Source organism: Flaviflexus salsibiostraticola (assembly GCF_003952265.1).
In the GTDB taxonomy this organism is placed as follows: domain Bacteria; phylum Actinomycetota; class Actinomycetes; order Actinomycetales; family Actinomycetaceae; genus Flaviflexus; species Flaviflexus salsibiostraticola.
Genome location: NZ_CP034438.1, coordinates 1,279,029 through 1,300,397, shown reverse-complemented (window position 1 = coordinate 1,300,397; position 21,369 = coordinate 1,279,029). Strand labels below are relative to the sequence as shown.

Annotated in this window: 21 protein-coding genes; 19 read left to right on the top strand and 2 right to left on the bottom strand. The window is 66.1% G+C overall.

The window, feature by feature from the left end; translation table 11 throughout:
* Positions 1 to 12: 12 nt before the first annotated feature.
* The 15 genes from EJO69_RS06015 to EJO69_RS05945 all read left to right on the top strand — a co-directional run bounded on the left by EJO69_RS06015 (position 13) and on the right by EJO69_RS05945 (position 11,342).
* Entirely contained in the window at positions 13 to 651 is a 639-nt protein-coding gene (locus EJO69_RS06015) for an L-threonylcarbamoyladenylate synthase (protein WP_126040194.1), read from the top strand.
* Complete coding sequence (locus EJO69_RS06010; protein WP_126040192.1) at positions 648 to 1,739, top strand: MraY family glycosyltransferase; 1,092 nt, start codon at positions 648 to 650, stop codon at positions 1,737 to 1,739. The genes EJO69_RS06015 and EJO69_RS06010 overlap by 4 nt, the downstream gene beginning before the upstream one ends.
* Entirely contained in the window at positions 1,736 to 2,161 is a 426-nt protein-coding gene (locus tag EJO69_RS06005) for a Cg1360 family ATP-synthase-associated protein (RefSeq protein WP_126040190.1), read from the top strand. Before EJO69_RS06010 ends, EJO69_RS06005 begins: the two co-directional genes overlap by 4 nt.
* A gap of 230 nt (positions 2,162 to 2,391) precedes the next feature.
* Entirely contained in the window at positions 2,392 to 3,138 is a 747-nt protein-coding gene (atpB, locus tag EJO69_RS06000) for a F0F1 ATP synthase subunit A (protein WP_126040188.1), read from the top strand.
* 42 nt (positions 3,139 to 3,180) lie between these two features.
* On the top strand, positions 3,181 to 3,393 hold the full coding sequence (gene atpE / locus EJO69_RS05995; protein WP_126040186.1) for an ATP synthase F0 subunit C: 213 nt from the start codon (positions 3,181 to 3,183) through the stop codon (positions 3,391 to 3,393).
* 2 nt (positions 3,394 to 3,395) lie between these two features.
* Positions 3,396 to 3,944, top strand: a complete 549-nt coding sequence (locus EJO69_RS05990) for a F0F1 ATP synthase subunit B (protein WP_126040184.1) — start codon at positions 3,396 to 3,398, stop codon at positions 3,942 to 3,944.
* Complete coding sequence (locus EJO69_RS05985; protein ID WP_126040182.1) at positions 3,941 to 4,750, top strand: F0F1 ATP synthase subunit delta; 810 nt, start codon at positions 3,941 to 3,943, stop codon at positions 4,748 to 4,750. The genes EJO69_RS05990 and EJO69_RS05985 overlap by 4 nt, the downstream gene beginning before the upstream one ends.
* A 38-nt stretch (positions 4,751 to 4,788) precedes the next feature.
* On the top strand, positions 4,789 to 6,414 hold the full coding sequence (gene atpA / locus EJO69_RS05980; RefSeq protein ID WP_126040181.1) for a F0F1 ATP synthase subunit alpha: 1,626 nt from the start codon (positions 4,789 to 4,791) through the stop codon (positions 6,412 to 6,414).
* Between the two features lie 2 nt (positions 6,415 to 6,416).
* On the top strand, positions 6,417 to 7,316 hold the full coding sequence (locus tag EJO69_RS05975; RefSeq protein WP_126040179.1) for a F0F1 ATP synthase subunit gamma: 900 nt from the start codon (positions 6,417 to 6,419) through the stop codon (positions 7,314 to 7,316).
* A gap of 35 nt (positions 7,317 to 7,351) precedes the next feature.
* Positions 7,352 to 8,815, top strand: coding sequence for a F0F1 ATP synthase subunit beta (atpD, locus tag EJO69_RS05970; RefSeq protein WP_126040178.1), 1,464 nt, complete (start codon positions 7,352 to 7,354; stop codon positions 8,813 to 8,815).
* Positions 8,812 to 9,087: a F0F1 ATP synthase subunit delta/epsilon gene (locus EJO69_RS05965; protein ID WP_126040176.1), complete on the top strand. Its 276-nt coding sequence runs from the start codon at positions 8,812 to 8,814 to the stop codon at positions 9,085 to 9,087. Before atpD ends, EJO69_RS05965 begins: the two co-directional genes overlap by 4 nt.
* A 12-nt stretch (positions 9,088 to 9,099) precedes the next feature.
* A complete protein-coding gene (locus tag EJO69_RS05960) occupies positions 9,100 to 9,516 on the top strand; it encodes a DUF2550 family protein (RefSeq protein ID WP_126040174.1) in 417 nt (138 codons plus the stop codon).
* Between the two features lie 10 nt (positions 9,517 to 9,526).
* A complete protein-coding gene (nucS, locus tag EJO69_RS05955; protein WP_126040172.1) occupies positions 9,527 to 10,222 on the top strand; it encodes an endonuclease NucS in 696 nt (231 codons plus the stop codon).
* Positions 10,222 to 10,527 (top strand): hypothetical protein, encoded by a 306-nt coding sequence (locus tag EJO69_RS05950; protein WP_126040170.1) that lies wholly within the window; start codon positions 10,222 to 10,224, stop codon positions 10,525 to 10,527. The genes nucS and EJO69_RS05950 overlap by 1 nt, the downstream gene beginning before the upstream one ends.
* A gap of 32 nt (positions 10,528 to 10,559) precedes the next feature.
* A complete protein-coding gene (locus EJO69_RS05945) occupies positions 10,560 to 11,342 on the top strand; it encodes an alpha/beta fold hydrolase (protein ID WP_126040168.1) in 783 nt (260 codons plus the stop codon).
* Here EJO69_RS05945 and EJO69_RS05940 read toward each other — a convergent pair.
* Positions 11,329 to 12,522 (bottom strand): cell division protein DivIVA, encoded by a 1,194-nt coding sequence (locus tag EJO69_RS05940; RefSeq protein WP_126040166.1) that lies wholly within the window; start codon positions 12,520 to 12,522, stop codon positions 11,329 to 11,331. The genes EJO69_RS05945 and EJO69_RS05940 overlap by 14 nt on opposite strands.
* 149 nt (positions 12,523 to 12,671) lie before the next feature.
* On the opposite strand from EJO69_RS05940, the gene EJO69_RS05935 reads away from it, so the two are divergent.
* The 3 genes from EJO69_RS05935 to EJO69_RS05925 are packed head-to-tail and all read left to right on the top strand — an operon-like array spanning position 12,672 to position 15,884.
* Positions 12,672 to 13,853: a prolipoprotein diacylglyceryl transferase gene (locus EJO69_RS05935; RefSeq protein ID WP_126040164.1), complete on the top strand. Its 1,182-nt coding sequence runs from the start codon at positions 12,672 to 12,674 to the stop codon at positions 13,851 to 13,853.
* Between the two features lie 2 nt (positions 13,854 to 13,855).
* Positions 13,856 to 14,923: a DUF8094 domain-containing protein gene (locus EJO69_RS05930; RefSeq protein WP_126040162.1), complete on the top strand. Its 1,068-nt coding sequence runs from the start codon at positions 13,856 to 13,858 to the stop codon at positions 14,921 to 14,923.
* Positions 14,924 to 14,951: 28 nt separating this feature from the next.
* Positions 14,952 to 15,884, top strand: a complete 933-nt coding sequence (locus EJO69_RS05925; RefSeq protein WP_164519883.1) for a co-chaperone YbbN — start codon at positions 14,952 to 14,954, stop codon at positions 15,882 to 15,884.
* Positions 15,885 to 16,009: 125 nt separating this feature from the next.
* Here the strand turns inward: EJO69_RS05925 and EJO69_RS05920 are convergent, their stop codons facing one another.
* Positions 16,010 to 17,617: a glycoside hydrolase family 13 protein gene (locus EJO69_RS05920; protein WP_126040158.1), complete on the bottom strand. Its 1,608-nt coding sequence runs from the start codon at positions 17,615 to 17,617 to the stop codon at positions 16,010 to 16,012.
* Between the two features lie 467 nt (positions 17,618 to 18,084).
* On the opposite strand from EJO69_RS05920, the gene EJO69_RS05915 reads away from it, so the two are divergent.
* A complete protein-coding gene (locus tag EJO69_RS05915; protein ID WP_126040156.1) occupies positions 18,085 to 21,300 on the top strand; it encodes a DUF3427 domain-containing protein in 3,216 nt (1,071 codons plus the stop codon).
* Positions 21,301 to 21,369 lie beyond the last annotated feature (69 nt).

Sequence of the window (21,369 nt, the reverse complement as noted above, 5' to 3'; positions counted from 1 at the left end):
GAAGCTGGGACCGTGGATATTCGAGACTGCACATCAGACAGCGGAGCCCTCGACGCGGCCTCGGTCGCCATCTCTAACGGCAGGCTGATCGTCCTTCCGACCGACACGGTCTACGGCATCGGCGCCGACGCCTTCAACCCCGCGGCCGTCGCCAACCTCCTTGCGGCCAAGGGCCGCGGCAGGCAGATGCCGCCACCTGTTCTCGTCGGCACAAAGGAGACGGCGGAGGCTCTGGCCGATGCGCTGCCGGATGCGGCGCGGACCCTAATCGACCGGTTCTGGCCGGGCGCCCTCACCATCATCGTCACGGCGCAGCCGTCACTCGCCTGGGATCTCGGCGAGACCGCGGGGACCGTCGCGCTGCGCATGCCCGACTCCGAGCCCGCGCTCGACCTGCTTCAGCGCACCGGGCCGCTCGCGGTGTCATCGGCGAACAAGACGGGGCAGCCGGCCGCGCTCACGGTCGAGGAGGCCTCGGCCATGCTCGGCGAGGCCGTGTCGCTCTACCTCGACGGCGGGCAGGCCGGCGGGGGAGTGGCCTCGACGATCGTCGACCTCACCTCCGCCCCGTACCGGATCGTCCGACAGGGCGCCGTGCCCCGCGAGGAGATCGCCGCGCTCATCGAGCTCGAGGATCCCGACCAGCCGTGAGGGTCTACCTCCTCGTCATGCTCATCGCCGCGGCCGTCACCTACATCATGGTGCCGGTCGTGCGGCGGGCGGCCTTGGCGACGGGAGCGATCACCCAGGTGAGGGACCGGGACGTTCACACGGTCCCCGTTCCGAGGCTCGGCGGGGTGGCGATGCTCATCGGGCTCGCCTCCTCGTTCGGGATCGCAAGCCAGATCCCCTACCTTGAGCAGGAGTTCGCCGCGGGTTCGCCCGCGTGGGGCATCCTCATCGGCGCGTCCCTCATGTGCTTCATCGGCGTGCTCGACGACGTGTGGGAGCTCGACTGGTATGCGAAGCTCGCGGGTGAGGTCCTCGCCGCGGGCGTCATGGCATGGCAGGGCGTCCAGTTCGTGTCCGTGCCGGTCTGGGGGCTTACCGTCGGCTCGACGCGGCTCACCCTCTTCCTCACGATCATCGTCGTCGTCATCGTTGCCAACGCCATCAACTTCATCGACGGGCTCGACGGGCTCGCGGCGGGCGTCGTCGGCATTGCCGCTGCGGGGTTCTTCGTCTACACCTACATGCTCACGCGCGAAACCTCGCCGGGGGACTACTCGTCGGTGGCAGTCATCGTCGTCGCCGCTCTCGTCGGCATCTGTCTCGGTTTCCTGCCGCACAACTACAACCCGGCGACGATCTTCATGGGTGACTCGGGCGCGCTCATGCTCGGGCTCATCTGCGCCGCCGCCGGCATTGTCGTCACCGGCCAGATCGACCCGGGGATCACGACCTCGCGTCAGATCCCTGCCTTCATGCCGATCCTCGTGCCCATCGGGATCCTCCTCATCCCGCTGCTCGACTTCGCGTTCGCAGTGCTCCGCCGGATGTCGAAGGGGCTCTCGCCGTTCGCGGCCGACGCCGGCCACCTCCACCACAGGCTCCTTCGTGCAGGCAACTCCCATCGTGGTGCCGTCCAGGTCATCTATGCCTGGTCCGCCGTCTTCACGTTCATCGCCGTCGGCCTCGCCGTCTTCGAGCCGATCCCGACCCTTGTGGCCGGAGCGGCCGGCCTCATCGCGGCGCTCATCTACACGAGGTATGAGATGAGGGGCGGGGTGCCGGCATGAGGCTAGGCAGATCCGCGGACCGCGAGCCGGGCCATGTCCCGAGCACGGCCGAGATGTTCGGGACCATCGCGCGGCGGACCCTCGTCGGCTACCTCGTCCTCGCTGTGGGCGGCTCCGCCATCGCCGCCACCACCGCCGGGACCAGCGCCGTCTGGGGAGTCCTCCTCGGGGTCGGCATCGCCGGCGCCGCCATGGGCCTCACCGTTGTCGTGATGATGTTCACAGAGAAGCGGCCGGGCGTGAACGACATGGCCGCGATGCTCGGCAGCTACCTCGCGAAAATGGTCATCCTCTTCGTCGTCTTTGTCGGACTTCGAGGATCCGATTTCTTCGACAGATCCGCGCTGTTGCTGGGATTTGTCGCTGCCATCATCATCTCGCTCGCCGTCGACCTATGGACGATCGCGAGGACCAGAGCATAGGACTGAGGTCCCGAGACGGCTGTGGATCTGCCAGCATTCTGCGAGCAAATCAGTTACGATGAGTGCCGTCCGCTTGGGCGAGGCTGTTCTGTGTCGAACACGGCGATCGCCCGTCCACCACATACGTTTCCCTGGGGGCCATTCTGTTCGCCAACGCCTCGTTTGAGCTTGCCGCCCAATACGGGCGCCTCACCGCTGCCGCAGAGGATTCCGGCTTCCATGCACCGACGATGGATGAGTTCTTCCCAGAGCCCTATCTGTTCGAGGGCACTCCGTTCGCCATCAACCGCATCATCATGGCGCGACTCATCTCGGTGGCCGTCCTTGCGACGATCTGCATCCTGTACGCACGGCGGGCCAAGCTGGTCCCCGGACGGTCGCAGGCCGCGTTCGAATACGTGCTGGACTTCATCAGGAAGTCGATCGGCTACGAGGTGATCGGCGAAGAGAAGGCCGCCCGGTACCTGCCGGCGCTCGCCACGCTCTTCCTCGGCGTCTTCTTCATGAACATCACGGGCATCATACCCGGCCTCCATATCGCCTCGACGTCGCTGGTCGGCATGCCGATCATCTATGCGCTCTTCGCCTATGTCATGTTCATCGCATCCGGCATCCGGACCCACGGCGTGGGCGGCTACTTCAAGAGCCAGCTCATGCCTGCGGGTGTCCCATGGCCCATCTACATCCTCATGACGCCGATCGAGTTCCTCTCGAACTTCATCGTCCGCCCGGCCACGCTCGTCATCCGTCTTCTCGCCAACATGGTGGTGGGGCACCTCCTGCTCGTCCTCACCTTCGCGGCGACGCACGCGCTCTACTTCTCGGTTGGCGGCGCAGGAGGCCTTCTCGGCGGCACGGTCACCCTTCTCGGCGGTGTGGCAGTTGTCGTCTTCGAGATCCTCGTCGCCGGCCTGCAGGCCTATGTGTTCGCCCTTCTAGCCGCGGTCTACCTGGCGCTGTCCATCGAAGAGCACTGACCCTCCTGACAAACCACTCCAACAACAAAGGAAAACATCACTATGGATTCTGTCGTCGGTAATATCGCGACCATCGGTTACGGCCTCGCTGCGACCGGCCCGGGTATCGGCATCGGCATGCTCGTCGCCAAGACGCAGGAGGCCTCGGCCCGTCAGCCTGAGATCAAGGCCTTCCTCCGCGTCAACATGTTCCTTGGTATGGCGTTCGTCGAGGCCCTCGGCCTGATCGGCTTCGCGGCTGGGTTCGTCTTCTGATCATGAACATCAGCTCCGAGTGGTTCAACTGGGAACCCTCGCTGCTCGTTCCGGCCGTCTACGACCTGGTGTGGGGAACGGTAGCGTTCCTCATCGTCGCCTGGGTCGTCTACAAGAAGGCATGGCCCACATTCATCGCCACGCTCGATGAGCGTCGCGAAAAGATTGAAGATGGGCTGCTGGCAGCCGAACGGGCGCGAGAAGAGATCAAGGCCGAGCGTGAGCAGCTCGCCGATGAGGTGACTGCGGCACGCAAGGACGCAGCACGCATCCGCGAGGACGCGCAGGAGAGCGCGAAGGCGATCGTCGCCGACGCCCGCTCCAAAGCCAACGCCGAGGCGCAGCGCATCGTCGATCAGGCTCACCGCCAGATCGAGGCGGATCGCGTCTCCGCCGAGGCGGAGCTCCGTACGGATGTGGGTTCGCTCGCCACCGTGCTCGCCGGCCGCATCATCGAGGCGAATGTCGCCGACCGCGACATCTCTCGTCAGGTCGTCGACCGCTTCCTCGATGAGCTCGAGGCGACCACCCCCGCGAACACGGAGGCATGATGAGGCAGACAGGCGAACAGGCTCTCGAGCGGATGCTCCAGCCCTGGGAAGGGGTGGTTGCGAACCGTCCCTCCGAGGCGATCCGCTGGGCGGACGATCTTTTCGCTGTCGCCGACGTCCTCGATGGGTCCTCCGCCCTTCTCCGGGCGGCCACCGACCCGGCACGGTCCGCCGACGATCGAGCCGGAATCATGCGCAGCGTCTTCGATGGCAAGGTGTCGGGTGAGGTTCTCGACTTCGTCACCGGGCTGGCACGCGAACGCTTCCCCGTCGCCGTCGACCTGTCGGAGGCCATTGACCTTGCAGGCGTCGAGACTCTCCTCATGTCCGCGCAGTATCACAGCCGCCTCGACGACGTCGAGGAGGAGCTCTATCGCGGCGCTCGGCTGCTTGCCGAGGAGCGGACACTGCGCCGCACCCTCGAGGACCGTGGCGTCGACGCATCCAGGCGCAGGGAACTCGCCGAGCGCGTGTTCGGCGGATGGACGGCCGAGACGGTCGCCCTCATCGGGCACGCCGTCGAATCGAACGTCGCCCTCATCCCGCAGATGCGGCGCTGGGTGACCGACGCGGGCACCAGGAGCAGGCACCTCGTCGCCATCGTGACAGCGGCACAGCCGCTCGAGGCGGACCAGGAGCGGCGTCTGACGGACATCCTCTCGCGGCGCTACGGCAAGCCCGTCGAGATCCACGTCGGCGTCGACCCCGAGATCGTCGGGGGGCTTCGCATCGTCATCGGCGCGGACGTCATCGACGGTTCGCTCGCCGCCCGCATCAACAACGTGAAGTCCGTTTTCGCGGACTGACAGACTACAGCGGTAACCCGCAGAGAAAAGGAATATCAATGGCTGAGCTGACAATCCAGCCCGAGGACATCCGGGCAGCGCTCGACAGTTTCGTCAATTCGTACGAACCTGCAGCAGCAGTCGCGGAAGAGGTCGGTCACGTCACCATGACGGCGGACGGGATTGCCCGCGTAGAAGGCCTTCCCGGCGCCATGGCGAACGAGCTTCTCCGTTTCGAGGATGGCACTGAGGGCCTGGCCATGAACCTTGAGGACCGAGAGATCGGCTGCGTCGTCCTCGGCGACTTCTCCGGCATCGAAGAGGGCCAGGAGGTGCGCCGCACCGGCGAGGTCCTCTCCGTGCCCGTCGGTGACGGCTACCTCGGACGCGTCGTCGACCCGCTCGGCCAGCCGATCGACGGCCAGGGCGAGATCACCGACCTCGACGGCCGCCGCGCCCTCGAGCTTCAGGCGCCCGGCGTCATGATGAGGAAGTCGGTCCACGAGCCCCTCCAGACCGGCATCAAGGCGATCGACGCGATGATCCCGATCGGTCGCGGTCAGCGCCAGCTCATCATCGGCGACCGCCAGACCGGCAAGACCGCACTCGCCATCGACACGATCCTCTCCCAGAAGGAGAACTGGGACTCGGGCGACCCGAATAAGCAGGTGCGCTGCATCTACGTCGCCGTCGGCCAGAAGGGTTCGACCATCGCCTCCGTGCGCGGCACCCTCGAACGCGCCGGTGCCCTCGAGTACACAACGATCGTCGCCTCGCCTGCCTCCGACCCGGCCGGCTTCAAGTACCTCGCCCCCTACACCGGCTCGGCCATCGGCCAGCACTGGATGTACGGCGGCAAGCACGTCCTCATCATCTTCGACGACCTGTCGAAGCAGGCCGAGGCCTACCGCTCCGTCTCCCTTCTGCTGCGCCGCCCGCCGGGCCGCGAGGCCTACCCGGGTGACGTGTTCTACCTGCACTCCCGCCTCCTCGAGAGGTGCGCGAAGCTCTCCGACGAGCTCGGTGCGGGATCGATGACCGGTCTGCCGATCATCGAGACGAAGGCCAACGACGTCTCGGCCTACATCCCGACCAACGTCATCTCCATCACCGACGGACAGATCTTCCTCCAGTCCGACCTGTTCAACTCGAACCAGCGCCCTGCGGTCGACGTCGGCATCTCCGTGTCCCGCGTCGGCGGCGACGCCCAGGTCAAGGCGATGAAGAAGGTCTCCGGCACGCTGAAGATCACGCTCGCCCAGTACCGTGCGCAGGAGGCGTTCGCGATGTTCGCCTCGGATCTCGACGCGACGACAAGGCGCCAGCTCACCCGTGGCGAGCGGCTCATGGAGCTGCTCAAGCAGCCCCAGTACACGCCCTACGCGGTCGAGGACCAGGTCGCGTCCGTGTGGGCGGGCACGAACGGCTACCTCGACGTCATTCCGGTCGACCAGGTCCACGCCTTCGAGGCGGGGATGCTTGACTACCTCCGGCACAACACCACCGCTCTGACGGCGATCCGGGACACCGGTAGGCTCGAGTCGGAGACGGAGGAGGAGCTGCGGCGCGGCGTCGAAGAGTTCCAGCAGGATTTCATCGCGGCGAAGGACGTCGAGACGGCTGAGGCTTCCGAGCCCGAGGCCGAAGAAGAGACCGAGCAGATCGTCCGCTCGAAGAGGGGCTGACTGTGGCAGGCTCGCAGCGGGTATATAAGCAGAAGATCCGAGCGACGAAGACCCTTGAGAAGGTCTTCCGGGCGATGGAGCTCATTGCATCCTCGCGGATCGGCAGGGCGCGCGACCGCGCGCTCGGCCAGGATCCGTACACTCGCGCGCTCATCTCCTCGATCGCCACGGTGGCGGGCAGCGTCAGCGACCTCCAGCACCCCCTCATCACGCCCCGGACGGACACGAGCCGCGTCGCGATCCTCGTCGTCACCTCCGACCGAGGGATGGCGGGGGCCTACTCCTCGTCCGTGCTGCGCGAGGCCGAGGCCCGCATCGAATCCCTGCGGGAGGAGGGCAAGGAACCCCTCCTCTACGTCTACGGCCGCCGCGGCGAGTCCTACTTCAAGTTCCGCAAGGTGCCGATGGAGCGCGTGTGGACGGGGTCGTCCGATAACCCGAATCCCGAGGTCGCGCAGGAGATCGCCGACGAGATGCTCGGCCGCTTCCTCGCCGCTGAAGACGAGGGTGGCGTCGCCGAACTCCATGTCGTCTTCACCCGGTTCGTCAACATGGTCCAGCAGACCGTCCAGGTGCGTCGCATGCTTCCCCTCGAGGTCGTGGACGCCGACGGCGATGAGCCGATCGAGGAGGCTCCGCTCTACGAGTTCGAGCCCTCCGCGGAAGAGGTCTTCGACGCGATCCTGCCGATGTACGTCTCCCAGCGCATCCAGGCTGTCCTCCTCATGGCGGCCGCCTCCGAGCTCGCTGCCCGCCAGCAGGCGATGCACGCGGCCACCGACAACGCTCGCGAGCTCATCGAGGACTACACGAGACTGGCCAACAACGCTCGACAGGCCGAGATCACGACAGAAATCACTGAGCTCATCTCCGGCGCGGATGCGCTGGAGAACGCCAGCTAGAACCCCCGGCCACTGGCCAAGTGAAGGAAGAAAGAATGACTGCCACTACCGAGACCACGACGGAGCAGGCCGTTGGCCGGATCGTCCGCGTCATCGGCGCGATCGTCGACGTCGAGTTCTCCGCAGACCAGCTGCCGTCCCTCAACAACGCGCTCACCACGACGCTGGATCTGACTGCACAGGGCGAGGGCGGTTCGACGACGACGCTCACGCTCGAGGTCGCCCAGCACCTTGGTGACAACATCGTCCGCACGATCGCGCTCAAGCCGACGGACGGCCTCGTCCGCGGCGCGAAGGTCATCGACACCGGCTCGCCGATCTCGGTGCCGGTGGGCAACGTGACGCTCGGCCACGTGTTCAACGTGACCGGCGAATGCCTCAACCTGGCCGAGGGGGAGACCCTCGAGGTCACGGAGCGCTGGCCGATCCATCGCAACCCCCCGGGCTTCGATGAGCTCGAGTCGAAGACGGAGATGTTCGAGACCGGCATCAAGGTCATCGACCTCCTCACCCCCTACGTTCTCGGCGGCAAGATCGGCCTCTTCGGCGGCGCGGGCGTCGGCAAGACCGTCCTCATCCAGGAGATGATCCAGCGCGTGGCGCAGGACCACGGCGGTGTGTCGGTGTTCGCCGGTGTCGGCGAGCGCACCCGTGAGGGCAACGACCTCATCGTCGAGATGGAGGAGGCGGGCGTCTTCGAGAAGACCGCCCTCGTCTTCGGCCAGATGGACGAGCCGCCGGGCACGCGCCTTCGCGTCGCGCTGTCGGCTCTGACGATGGCGGAGTACTTCCGCGACGTCCAGAACCAGGAGGTGCTGCTCTTCATCGACAACATCTTCCGCTTCACTCAGGCCGGCTCTGAGGTATCGACCCTGCTGGGCCGCATGCCGTCCGCCGTCGGCTACCAGCCGACGCTCGCCGACGAGATGGGCCAGCTGCAGGAGCGCATCACCTCCGTCCGCGGCCACTCGATCACCTCCCTCCAGGCGATCTACGTGCCCGCCGATGACTACACGGACCCGGCGCCGGCGACGACGTTCGCGCACCTCGACGCGACGACGGAGCTGTCGCGTGACATCGCGTCCCGCGGCCTTTACCCGGCCGTGGACCCGCTGGCGTCGACCTCCCGCATCCTCGACCCCCAGTACGTGGGCCAGGCGCATTACGATGTCGCCACCCGCGTGAAGTCGATTCTCCAGAAGAACAAGGAGCTGCAGGACATCATCGCGATCCTTGGCGTCGACGAGCTCGGCGAAGAGGACAAGGTGACGGTCGCACGCGCCCGTCGCATCGAGCAGTACCTGTCGCAGAACACCTACACGGCTGTGAAGTTCACGGGCGTCGAGGGCTCGACCGTTCCGGTCGATGAGACTGTCGAGGCGTTCCGCCGGATCACGGAGGGCGACTACGACCACGTGCCGGAGCAGGCGTTCTTCAACATCGGCGGCATCGAGGACCTCGAGCGCCGCGCTCGGGAGCTCGAGGAAGAGAACAGATGAAGGTCGCGATCGTCGCCCGCAGCGGCGAGGAATGGCGCGGCGAGACCGACTCGGTCATCGTCCCCGCCTTCGACGGCGAGCTCGGCATCCTCGACGACCGGGAGCCGCTTCTCGCCGTGCTCAGACCGGGCACTGTTCGAGTAGGATCGGGAGCAGAAGAGAAGACTTTCGACATCCCGCAGGGATTCGTAGTCGTCGACTCGAACGTCGTCACGATCGTCGTCGATGACTCGGGCGATGCCTATCTGAACCTCGAGGAGTTCGACGACTAGGCAGGTGCACGTATGAACACCCCGGCAATCGTGACTGGCGTCCTTATCGTCATGCTCGTGATCGCCGGGGTTTTCATCCTCTGGGGCGTCATCCGCACCCGTGCCCTCTACCGGCGAGTCGGATCCTTCCCGTGCGCAGTGAGCGACCTCGAATCGGGCTCGTGGCGCTCCGGAGTCGCGATCTTCGGGGCCGAGTACATCACCTGGTTCAGGACCGCCTCGCTCTCCCGAAAACCCGCTCTCTCCTTCTCCCGGCACCGCCTGCGCGTCGTCGACTACCACCAGCGGGACGTGGCCGCCGGCACGATCGTCGTCCACCTCGAGTGCAACGGCGATGAGCATCTGTGGGCGATGTCGATGTCGTCGATGGCGGGGCTCGTGGGCTGGATGGACGGGGCCCGCCCGTCCGAGGAGCCGACCGGTATGTAGACTTGGGGGCGTGCGTGTTGTTTTTGCCGAATGCTCCGTCGACTACTCGGGCCGTCTCGACGCCTACCTGCCCAGGGCGCCCCGCCTCATCATGATCAAGGCGGACGGCTCCGTTCTTGTCCACTCGGACGGCGGATCCTATAAGCCGCTCAACTGGATGAGTGCGCCATGCACGTTCACCGAATCAGAGGTGCTGGCCGAAGAGGCCGAGGCCGGCGTGACCGCCGTCTGGCTTGTCGCCAATGCGAAGACGAACGACGCTCTCAGCATCAAGATCTACGAGATCCTCGGGGAGATGGAGCAGCAGCTCGGCCAGGATCCGGGACTCATCAAGGACGGCGTCGAGGCCCACCTGCAGGAGCTGCTCGCCGAGCAGGTCGACCTCGTCGGCTCCGGCACGCGGCTGGTCCGCCGGGAGTTTCCCACCGCCATCGGCCCCGTCGACCTCATGGTCAAGGATGAGGATGGCCAGCACGTCGCCATCGAGGTCAAGCGCCGCGGCGAGATTGACGGCGTTGAGCAGCTCACCCGGTATCTCGAGCTCCTCAACCGCGACCCGCTGCTCGCACCCGTCTCTGGCATCTTCGCCGCCCAGGAGATCAAGCCGCAGGCGAGGGTGCTCGCCGAGGATCGCGGGATCCGCTGCCTCGTCCTCGACTATGGGGCGATGAAGGGCACGGACAACGTCGAGGATCGGTTGTTCTGATGGGGAGGAAGTCGCGCAAGCGGCCCTACCATGCGGGGCACATCCCGCTCAGCATCGACCGCGTGACCGGGGGAGTGCGCCGCGAGACCGGCCCCGGTGGTCGGATCTTCAACGTTCGTCACATCCCGAAGGCCACGAAGGAATACCGGTGCCCGGGATGCCAGCAGATCGTCCAGATCGGCGTCGCCCACGTCGTGGCCTGGACCGAGGAGACGATCTGGGGCGAGGAGGTCGGCCTTGAGAACCGTAGGCACTGGCACACCTCGTGCTGGCGTGCGTGGGATACGAGGGGATACTCCTTCTAGTCGGGGCGAGGACGCCTGACTACAGTGGGGCTATGACCCACCTCTCAGTCCGATCGACCGGAAGCGGTGAGCCGCTTCTTCTCCTCCACGCCATGCCGCTCGACTCGACCATGTTCGATTCCGTGCGACAGGGCCTCGGCCACGTCATGACGGTCGATGCGCCGGGCTTCGGCGAATCCCCACCCGCCAGCGATATCGACGCAGCCCTCGGCGCTGAGAGCCCAAGCCTCGATACCTATGCCCGTGCCGTCATCGCCGACCTTCGCGAGCTCGGCATCGACCGCTGCGCAATCGGCGGGCTGTCGATGGGCGGCGCGGTCGCCATGTCGATCCTCGACCAGGCGCCCGAACTCGTCTCGGCCCTCGTGCTTATGGATACGAACATCGGGGCCGACACCGACGAGGCCCGCGCGAAGCGTCTCGAGGCGGCCGAGAAGGCCGATAGGGGAGATGCGACGACGGTCCTGCCCATGGCCGACACGATGACGTCACCGGTCACGCGTGAGCGCCGGCCCGAGGTCTATGACGATATTGCGAGACGGCTTCGGCAGGTCCGGCCCGACTCACTCGCATGGATGCAGAGGGCCATGGCGGCACGGCCGGACCGCCGCCACCTCATCGACACCCTCGACATCCCGCTTCTTCTCATCCGCGGCGAGGACGATGCGTCGTGCACGGAGCACATGATGGCCGACCTCGCACAGAGATATCCCGGCACCGCGACCGTCGAGACGATCGCAGGCGCCGGGCATTTCACGGCCCTGGAGACACCCGACGAGCTTCGGCGCCTCCTGGCCGACGTCACTCGTCCGTGAGGTCCGTCAGCAGCTTCTGCTGATCCGAGGCGAGCAGCGCCCTCATGTCGGACAGGTAGGACGTGAGGGAATCGCGCTGGGCAGTCAGCTGCTCAACATGCTCCTGGACGGACTCCTGCTCGCGTCGGGCGGACTCACGTGCCTCGGCGAGGATCGCTCCGGCCTGTGCACGGGCCTCGGCGAGGATCGTCTCCGCCTCAGCTGTCGCCTGAGCGACGCGGGCAGACGCGTCGGACTGGGAGGTGGTGCGGAGGTTCTCGGCGCGGCTGACCGCCTCGGAGAGGCGCCTCTCGGCATCGGCGGCCTTCGCCTCAGCCTCGGTCACCATCGCCGTCATCGCGTCCCGCTGCCGCTGCTCCTCGGCTGCGAGCTGCTCGGCCGATTCCCGTGCCGCGGTCGTGAGGCTCTCGCGGTGCGCGGCGGTCTCCTCGGAGATCCTCCGATCGTGCTCGGTCCGCTGATCGGCGATGAGCTTCTCGTGGGCCGCACGCTCCTGCGCGATCCTGCTCTCGTGCGCGGCGCTCTCGTCGTGGATGCGGGTGCGGTGGGCGGCGAGCTCCTCGGCGAGGGAGCGCTCCTGCTCGGAGCGCAGCCTCGCCACCTCATCCTCGGTGGCAGCCCTCAGCGACCGCGTCTCTGACTCCACCCTGCTGCGCAGCTCGGCCGCGTGGGCCTGCGCCTCGCTCTGGAGCCTGTTCGCCTCGCGCTCGGCCGAGGAGACGAGTTCCTCGGCCTTGATCCGAGCGTTGTCGAGCTCGGCGGAGGCTGCGGCCGTCGCGGCCTTCCGCTCGTCATCGGCGTCGCGCCGGGCCTTCGAGAGGAGCTCCGCGGACTGGCGCTCGGCATTCTCCGTCATTGCCGCGGCCTGAGCACTGGCGCGGTTGAGCGTCTTCTCCGCATCCGCGTTGGCGCGGGTGACGATGTCGAGAGACTGCTCCTCGGTCGAGCGCAGGAGACGCTCGACACGGGCACCGAGCCCGGAGTAGGAGGGGCGGTCGTTCTCCGCCAGCTCACGACGCGCCTCGGCGAGCTCGCCGGAGAGGGTGAGCACCTCGTCGTCCAGCCGTGCGACCTGGCTCCTCGTCTCCTTGAGGGCGGCGCTCAGCGAGTGGAGCTTCTGATCGACCTGTGCGCGCTCGTAGCCGCGCATCACTATCGGGAACTGCTGTGACTCCTCCATACCAATCCTTTCTCAACTTCCACTAGCCTACGCCGTGCCCTGCGGCGCTAACCTAGGGGATACGAGGCCGCGTCCGCTCTACGCGGAAGACTTCTTTATGAAATCGTTATACATCTAGACTCGAGCACTGATTGTAGAGGAGGAACGACATGAGACGACTCGTTGCGGCACTCATGCTGGTCGCCGGTATGGCGCTGACCGTTGTCGGCATCGGGTCGGCCACGTGGTGGAAGGAGAGCCCGATCGTTGAGGCCTCGACGGCTGCGTCCTCGGAATCCGGCATCATTGCGACGGATCCGGGTGTGCTTGAGCTGGTCGATGACACGGTGCGGGTGACCGCCCGCGCCCCGGGCACGGAGGTTGAGATGGCGGTGGCGTCGAGCGACATCGCGGCCATCTGGCTCGGCCCCGAGCCGCACGTCCGCGTGACAGGACTCACCGACTGGGAGACCCTCGCGACTGAGGAGCCGGCCGAGGATGTGGCTCCCGAGGGGGAGCTCACGCTCCAGGGCTCGGATCTCTTCCACCCCGAGAACCTCATCGCCGCCACCGACTCGGCTGAGTTCTACTTTGACGTACCCCCGGGTGACTGGACCCTCATCGCCATCGGGCAGGACGGCACGACGCCCCAGCTGACGATGACGTGGGAGCGCGAGGTCAGCACCCCATGGGCCATCCCGCTCATCATCCTCGGCGTCGTCACCCTCGCCGCTGGAAGCGCGCTCTACATCTTCGACTCTCAGCAGCGAGGCGCCGCCGAGCGCAGGGTTGCGAGCAGCGAGCGCACGGCCCGGCGCAGGTCCGCCGACTCGACCGAGACGTCAGTCCTCCCCGCGGTGGGCGGATTCCGCCGCGACCGTGCGACCTCGTCCGGCGACGAGGTTCGTGCCGACGTCCGCGACGAGACGGGCGGCAGCTACGGCGCCGGCATTCTTCCCGTCCGCAAACCCGCCGCGGGCGAGGACGAGGACGTGAGCCTCGACGAGACCATCGCGGAGGGCGAAGAGCGCACGTATGAGGTCGACGAGAGCGGCGCCGCACCCGCGGTGCCGGACGATGACCCCACGGCCGTCGAGGCCGATCATGACACCCACGCCGAGCCTGGATCCACGACCGAGCACCCGGCCACGACCGGAGCATCACCTGAGGCCGCCGCATCAGAGGTCCGGCTCGCTGAGGATTCCCTGGAGGAGAATGAGGCCGTCGGCGAGAGCGCCGAGGGCACCGTGGGAGAATCGTCAGTGACGGGCCCTGAGGACTCGGCTGATGCCGACAAGCGAGCCAGCTCCGCCGCCTGGCGGTCGCTGTGGGGCTTCGGCCCGAAGGAGTAGGAATGAAGACGAACAGGAAGTTCTGGGCACTCGCCGTCGCGGGAGGGCTCGTGCTGTCAGCATGCTCGAGCAGCCCCGAGGAGCTGCCGACCCCGGTCGTCGAGTCTCCCACGGCGTCCGAGGGTGAAACTCCCGAAGGAGAGACCGAGAGTGGCGAGGGCGAGACCGACAGCGGATCGGGTCAGTCCCAGCGCGCGGACCAGGTGCTTGCCGGCATCGCCGAGGCCCTCGCGACCGCGTATGACGAGAGGTCGACGGCCACGGTCCTCGACCGCATCGGCGGTCCCGCGCAGCTGACCCTTGAGGCGGTCTTCGCGAACGCTGAGCGCCTCGGCATCGAGGACATCGAGCAGGTGTCGACGTCGGATGCCGACTCGACCTGGAGCTCGTCGAGCGATTTCCCCCGCGTTGCCATGGTCTTCACGGAGAACCCCGAGACGGGAACGAACGATCAGCTGCTCGTCCTCTCGCAGTCGGACGGCCGCGAGAACTACCGGCTCTGGGGCTACGCCGATCTCGTGCCCGCCGAGGTCGACATCACGTTCGCGACCGACACCGAGGCCATCGACAAGGACGGGGACGGAACGCTCGCGACGAGTCCGCGCCAGGGCGTCGAGGAGTACGCGATGAGGCTGGCGGGCACCGACACGAGCGTGACGTACGAGGAGGATCAGCTGACATCCTCCCTCCATGCTCAGCGCGACTCGATCGCGGAGTCGCTCGGCGACACGGGAGAGGTCTCCATCGCCGCGCGCGCCCTCAACCACGGCCCGCTGTCCATGGCGACAGAGGATGGCGGCGCGGTGACGATGGGGGCGTTCGAATACGACATTGCGATCGCCCGCACCGAGCCCGGCTCGACGGTCTCGGTGGGCGACGAACTCGCCCGGTGGATGACCGGGGAGGCGGATTCGACCTACGATGTGGAGGGGACACTGACGTCGACCTATCAGGTGACCGTGGCGTTCTACATCCCCGCGAAGGGGGAGGGGAACGTCCGCGTCATCGCGACGTCGAGCCCCGAGCTCATCAACGTTGTCGACGACGGGTCGACCAACCCCGACAGCTGACACCCGCACGACTACGAGAGGACACAGATTGACTCAGTCACCGCTCAACATCCGAGGGGCAGTCGACCTGTCCGCGCTCGCTCCCGCCAAGCATCAGGAGCGGCTCAAGGAGCAGACGACGAACGAGGATGGTGTCCAGATCATCCCCGGCCCGCTGGTCCGCGACGTCACGGTCGAGGCCCTGCAGGAGTTCCTCGAGCTGTCGCTGCACGTCCCCCTCGTCATTGTGTTCCGCTCCGACCGGTCCCAGGGATCCCTCGAACTCGCGAGAACACTGACGGACCTCGTGAGGGATCTCAACGGCACGATCGGCCTCGGCATCGTCGATGCCGACAATGCTCCCGAGATCGTTCAGGCCTTCCAGATCCAGGCGCTCCCGACGACGGTGGCCGTTCTCGGCGGCAACCCGGTCCCGCTCTTCCAGGGCACGGCCGCACCAGAGGATGCCTCGAAGGCCCTTGATTCGGTCCTCCAGGCAGCGCAGCAGCTCGGCGTTCTGGGCAGGCTCGACGGCGACGAGAACGGCAGACTCCCGGAGCCTGAGCTTCCTCCCCACGTCAAGGAGGCCCGCGCGGCACTCGACAGGGGAGACCTCGAGGCCGCACACGCGGCCTACACGAAGGCGATCAAGGAGAACCCGGGCGACGACGAGTCGAAGCTCGCGCTCAGCCAGGTTGAGCTCTTCCAGCGGATCACCGATCGCGACCCGCAGGAGGTCCTCCAGGCGGCCTCGACCGCCCCGCTGACCGACGTCGATGCCCACCTGTTGGCAGCTGATGTCGAGGTCATGGCGCGGATGCCGGAGTCGGCCTTCGCGCGACTGCTCGACGTTATCCGGACGGTTTCGGGCGATGAGCGGGATCGCGCCCGCCTCCGCCTCATCGACCTGTTCGGCATCGTCGGCATCCACGACCCGGTTGTCAGCGAGGCGCGGAAGCAACTCGCCAGCGCACTCATGTAGCCGATCGCCGGCAACTCGACCGTCGGACGATCCAGATCCACGCACTGTCGGCGGGCCTATGCCCGCCGACAGTCATGTCAGAGCGACGTGGGGTAATCACAGCGGTGAGAACGCGGCGCAGAGGCTCACACGTCGTTCTCAGCGACCAGCCAGACAGTTGTGTCGGTGCCGATCCGGTCGTCGACGGGAGATGAGGAGAGGAGTACCCGCCATCCCTCAGGCAGGGGCGCCTCCTCGTCGAAGCAGGTGATGACGCGGACCGGGCCGACACGGTAGTCGAGCACGCCGCCCTCCGACTCATCGCGGATCTCCGCAAGCCCGAGACCGTGCTTCGCACGGTAGGCGAGCGCGCTTCGGATGAAGTTGAGGTACGAATCCGGGTCGGCCTCCTGGCGGTCGACCGCATGGTCCGCCCAGCCGTCGGGCTGGGGCAGCCACGAACCGTCCGGCGAGAATCCCGCATGGGGCTCATCGGCGGCCCAGGGGAGAGGGATCCGGCACCCATCGCGGCCGGCCTCCGCGCCCTGCGTGCGGAAGAAGGTGGGATCCTGGCGTGCCTCGTCCGGCAGGGATGTGTGCTCGGGCAGACCGAGCTCCTCGCCGTTGTAGAGGTAGGCCGAGCCGGGAAGCGCAAGCATGAGCAGGTGGGCGGCACGGGAGCGCCGAGCGCCGAGCTCGTGGTCCGGCTGGGGATCATGGGTATAGATCCCATTCGGGCCCTTGCCGGTCCTGTCCAGGCCCATCCGCGACGGCAGGCGCACGACGTCATGATTCGACAGCACCCACGTCGTGGGGGCCTCCACGCGGGCGCTCGCGGCATAGGACTCGCGGATCGTGGAGCGCATGTCCGCCGCTGTCCACGGGCTCGAGAGGAACGAGAAGTTGAAGCACTGATCGAACTCGTCCTCACGGACGTAGAGAGAGCGCCGATCATCGTCGATGACCCAGGCCTCGGCGCACATCATCGCCCCGTACTCGTCGAGCACGCCCCGCCATGACCGATAGATGTCGTGGACCGCATCGAGGTCCCACATCGGGGCCGGTGGAATGTCCGTCTCCTCCTGGCCGGACACCATCCCCCACGTGTGCTGCCAATCCGGCAGGTCGGGGTCTTTCATGAGACCATGGGCCACGTCCACCCGGAAGCCGGCCACGCCCCGGTCGAGCCAGAAGCGGAGGATCGACTCGAACTCATCGTGGACCTCGGGATTCTCCCAGTTGAGGTCCGGCTGGCTCGCGTCGAACAGGTGGAGGTACCACTGACCATCCGGCACCCGCGTCCACGCCGGCCCGCCGAACACGCTCACCCAGTTCGTGGGCGGCAGCTCACCGGATTCCCCGCGGCCGTCCCGGAACCAATAGCGCTCGCGGGCTGGTGAGCCCGGCTCGGAGCCCAGCGCCTCCTGGAACCACGCGTGCTGGTCCGAGGTGTGGTTGGGGACGAGGTCGATGATGACCTTGAGGTTCAGCTGGTTGGCGCGGGCAATGAGCGCCTCGGCATCCTCGAGGGTGCCGAACAGCGGATCCACGTCGCGGAAATCCGACACGTCGTATCCCGCATCCTTCTGCGGCGACCGGTAGAACGGCGAGAGCCAGAGCGCGTCGACACCGAGCTGGGCGATGTAGTCGAGCTTCGAGGTGATGCCGGGCAGGTCGCCGACCGAGCCCGAGGTTGCTTTGAACGAGCGGGGATAGACCTGGTAGATGACGGCTGAGCGCGACCACTGATCCACGCGTGTCTCCTTATCGTTGGATTCCGGATTCTCGGGTTAGGGGGTTCGGTGCGGTGCTTCGGTGCCCCTTGCGGTGCACGATTCCCGTAGACACAGCTGCCGGACCGTTGGTGGATTCGCCGTAGTGCTTCGGCGATGCGAGGGCCGCCGATTAGCGCGGCCGTAGCCTCCCGCGTAGGCACCGACAGGATGACGACGAGATCTTGGCGGATGTCGCTTACGCGGACGGGTTGGAGGCGATTCCGAGATCGGAGAGCCGCTCCGACCATTGCGAGCTCGATGTCCGTTCCAGGGACTGCTCAGCTGCGATGCTGTGATAATGCTCAGTACGTTGCGCAATCTGCGTGACGCTCCCTTGCTGTCATATGTCCTGCATGACGTATCCTATCCGGTTGATGTGCTGCGATGGCCTCAACTAGAGACAAACGATGGCCTTTTCGTGCGGCACGCGTTGTTAGGCTGCCTCTATGAGTAACGGTGACAAGGCAATGCTGCCGTATGGCCTTTATGAACTTGTGGAATCGCGGGCTCTTCCTGCTGACGACTTTCCCGCCGATGGCGTCGCGGGGTGGAGTGACGTGGAAGAGGCCGAGCGGATCAAGGTCCTCGCGACCTATGTCGCCCAGAGGCTTGAGCACCAGCTCAACACGGCCGAGAAATCGGATCGCGTCGCGATCATCAACAGCGTGCTTGCCCAGGTCGATCCAGAGGACAGGATTCTCTGGAAGGAGCCGAAGAGCGGTACCTTCCGGCAGCTGACATCGCTGCGGCCCGCGGGGGCGGCCGACATCGTCGAGCCGCTCAGGCCGCTGTCGGACGTCTCCCTTCTCACGAACAGCCCTCAGCAGCCGTCGTTCACCCGAGAGATCTCACGCGAGATGGCGAGTGCCGACAGGGTCGAGCTGCTCTGTTCCTTCCTCAAGCTCAGCGGTGTCAACGTCGTACGCGGCGCCCTTGAGGAGCTCCGCTGGCGGGGAGTGCCGATGCGGGTCATCGCCACGACCTACATGGGCGCAACCGATGCAAAGGCAGTCCAAGAGCTGCACGATCTGGGGGCGGAGGTGAAGATCAGCTACCAGAACGCGTCCACGCGACTTCACGCCAAGGCGTGGCTCTTCGAGAGGAATTCCGGCTTCAGTACAGGTTACGTCGGCTCCTCGAATCTATCGGCCGCCGCCATGACGGATGGACTCGAATGGAACGTCCGGCTGTCGAACGTTCTGACTCCGGGGGTGCTCGCCCAGTTCAGAGCTGCATTCGACGGTTATTGGAACGATCCGGAGTTCGTCACCTACTCTCCGGAACAGTTCGAGGAGCTGGAGAGTGCGCTTCGGCGCGCGCGATCGAGTACAGGTGAGCGGCGCCTTCTCGCGGCGGTCGATACGTCATTTCTCGAGGTCTTTCCCAGGCCGCATCAGTCGCTTATGCTCGACCACCTGGCGGCAGAGCGGAGCCGCGGCCACCACAGGAATCTTGTCGTCGCCGCCACCGGCACCGGCAAGACCATCCTCTCTGCCCTTGACTTCCGAAACCTCACCGAGGCCCTCGACAGGCCGACTCTGCTGTTCGTCGCCCACCGAGAGAGCATCCTCCTGCAGGCACGGGAGGCTTTCCGTGCAGTCGTCCGCCGGCGCGGCTTTGGGGAGATGCTCGTCGGCGGAAAGTACCCCCACGATGGCCGGCACGTATTTGCCTCCATCCAGTCGCTCAGCCGCGGCTGGCTGGAGAGGTTCGGGCCAGAACATTTCGATGTCGTCATCATCGACGAATTCCATCACGCCGAGGCCTCCACCTATCGAGCGGTTCTCGATTACCTGAAGCCGAAAGAGCTGGTCGGCCTCACGGCAACGCCTGAGCGCTCGGACGGAATCGACGTCTCGGACGAGTTCTTCGATGGAAGGGTCGCCACTGAGCTTCGGCTCTGGGATGCGCTCGACGCCGATCTGTTGGTCCCGTTCCACTACTTCGGTATCGCGGACGGCACCGACCTGAGGAGCGTGAGGGTCCGGCAGGGTGCCTATGATCCGGCCGAGTTGGACAATCTCTATCTCGACGAATCAGAGGGCAGCCAGGGCAAGACCCGCCTGCGGGTCATCTTCGAAGAGGTCGAGCAGAAGATCGCGGACCCGCAGCGGATGAAGGCCCTTGGATTCTGCGCCTCAAAGAAGCATGCGCACTTCATGGCGGACGTGTTCAATCGAGCAGGCATCGGTGCAGTCAGCCTTGTCGGAGAAGATAACGAGGACGTGCGTGGTGACGCGGTCACCAGGCTCCTCAACCCCGACGACCCCCTTGCCATCATCTTCACTGTCGACATCTTCAATGAGGGCATCGACATCCCCGACGTCGACACAATCCTCATGCTTCGGCCGACCCAGTCGCCGACACTGTTCCAGCAGCAGTTGGGCCGCGGTCTCCGGCGGGCTCCGGGCAAGAGCGTTCTCACCGTCCTCGACTTCGTCGGAAATCAATCCGGTCTCTATCGATTTGAGCGCAAGTACAAAGCGTTCGCGCGCGGAGAGCGCCTCTCCACGGCTGCGGTCGAACAGGATTTCCCCGATCTGCCTCCCGGCTGCAACATCGAACTCGACCAGTTCACTCGCGAGCAGATCATCGCCGGCATCAAGCAGTCCCTCCAGGTGCGGACCCCCGTGCTCGTCGACGAGGTGCGCACATTCGCCGAGGCGGGAGCCGAGTCGATGCGGCCCCGCCTCGCCGACTTTCTCCGCGACACGGGGCGCGACTTCGGCCATATCTACGGTCGAAAGGTGAAGAGGGCCTCCGGCAGAAGCCCTCAGAATGCGTTCGTCACCTGGACGTATCTGCTCGCGCATTCCCGCGTCGAGGACGATCTCCTCGAGCTCTTCGCGGACGATCGATTCGTCGATATCAACAACCGAGTCGCATCCCTGCTCCACGTCAATGATCCGGTGCGCCAGGAGGGCTACCTTCGGCTCCTGCGGAGTGCGACCTGCGAGGCTGAGATGTCAGATGCGGAGCGACGGCTCGCGTGGATGCTCGTCTACTCGGTCTGGATCACGGGCAGATTCGCCCAGGGCGAGCCGAAGTTCACCCTCGACGAGGCTCTCGCCAGGCTCCGTCAGTACCCGGCGTTCGCCGATGAGCTGGATGAGGTCTGGCAGATCGTCGCCGAACGTGACCGCAGCGTCGTTAAGCCAGTCCCAGAGCTGGCCGGCAGGTCGCCGCTGCTCACCCACGGCACCTACTCGCGCGAGGAGCTGTTTGCGGGACTCGCGCTGCACGAAACGTCGGCTCAGCGCGCCCCCGGCTCCGCAGTCGAGGGCGTCATGGAGTCCCGCGCGCTCGATTCGGTCGCTCTGCTGGTCACTCTCGAAAAGACAGAGAAACACTACTCTCCGCAGACGATGTATAAGGACTATGCGGTCTCCGAGGAGGAATTCGCCTGGGACTCTCAGAATGCCACCACGCCCGACAGCAGGCTCGGTCTCATGTACCAAGGGATCGGTGAGGAGCGCATGCCGCTCCTGTTCGTTCGACGGTCCAAGCCGAGCCAGTCCGTGCCGAACGCGACAGAGCCGTACACGTTCCTCGGCCCGGTCCGCTATGTGCGTCACGAGGGCTCTCAGCCCATGCACGTCACCTGGCATCTGGAGCGGCCAATGCCGGCGGAGCTGTTCAATATCGCACGCGTGGCAGCGTAGCGGCCCGGCGGTCGCATGGGAACCCGAGGTCAAAGGCCTCAAAGAGCATGAACGGGTGCGGGGTGTCAG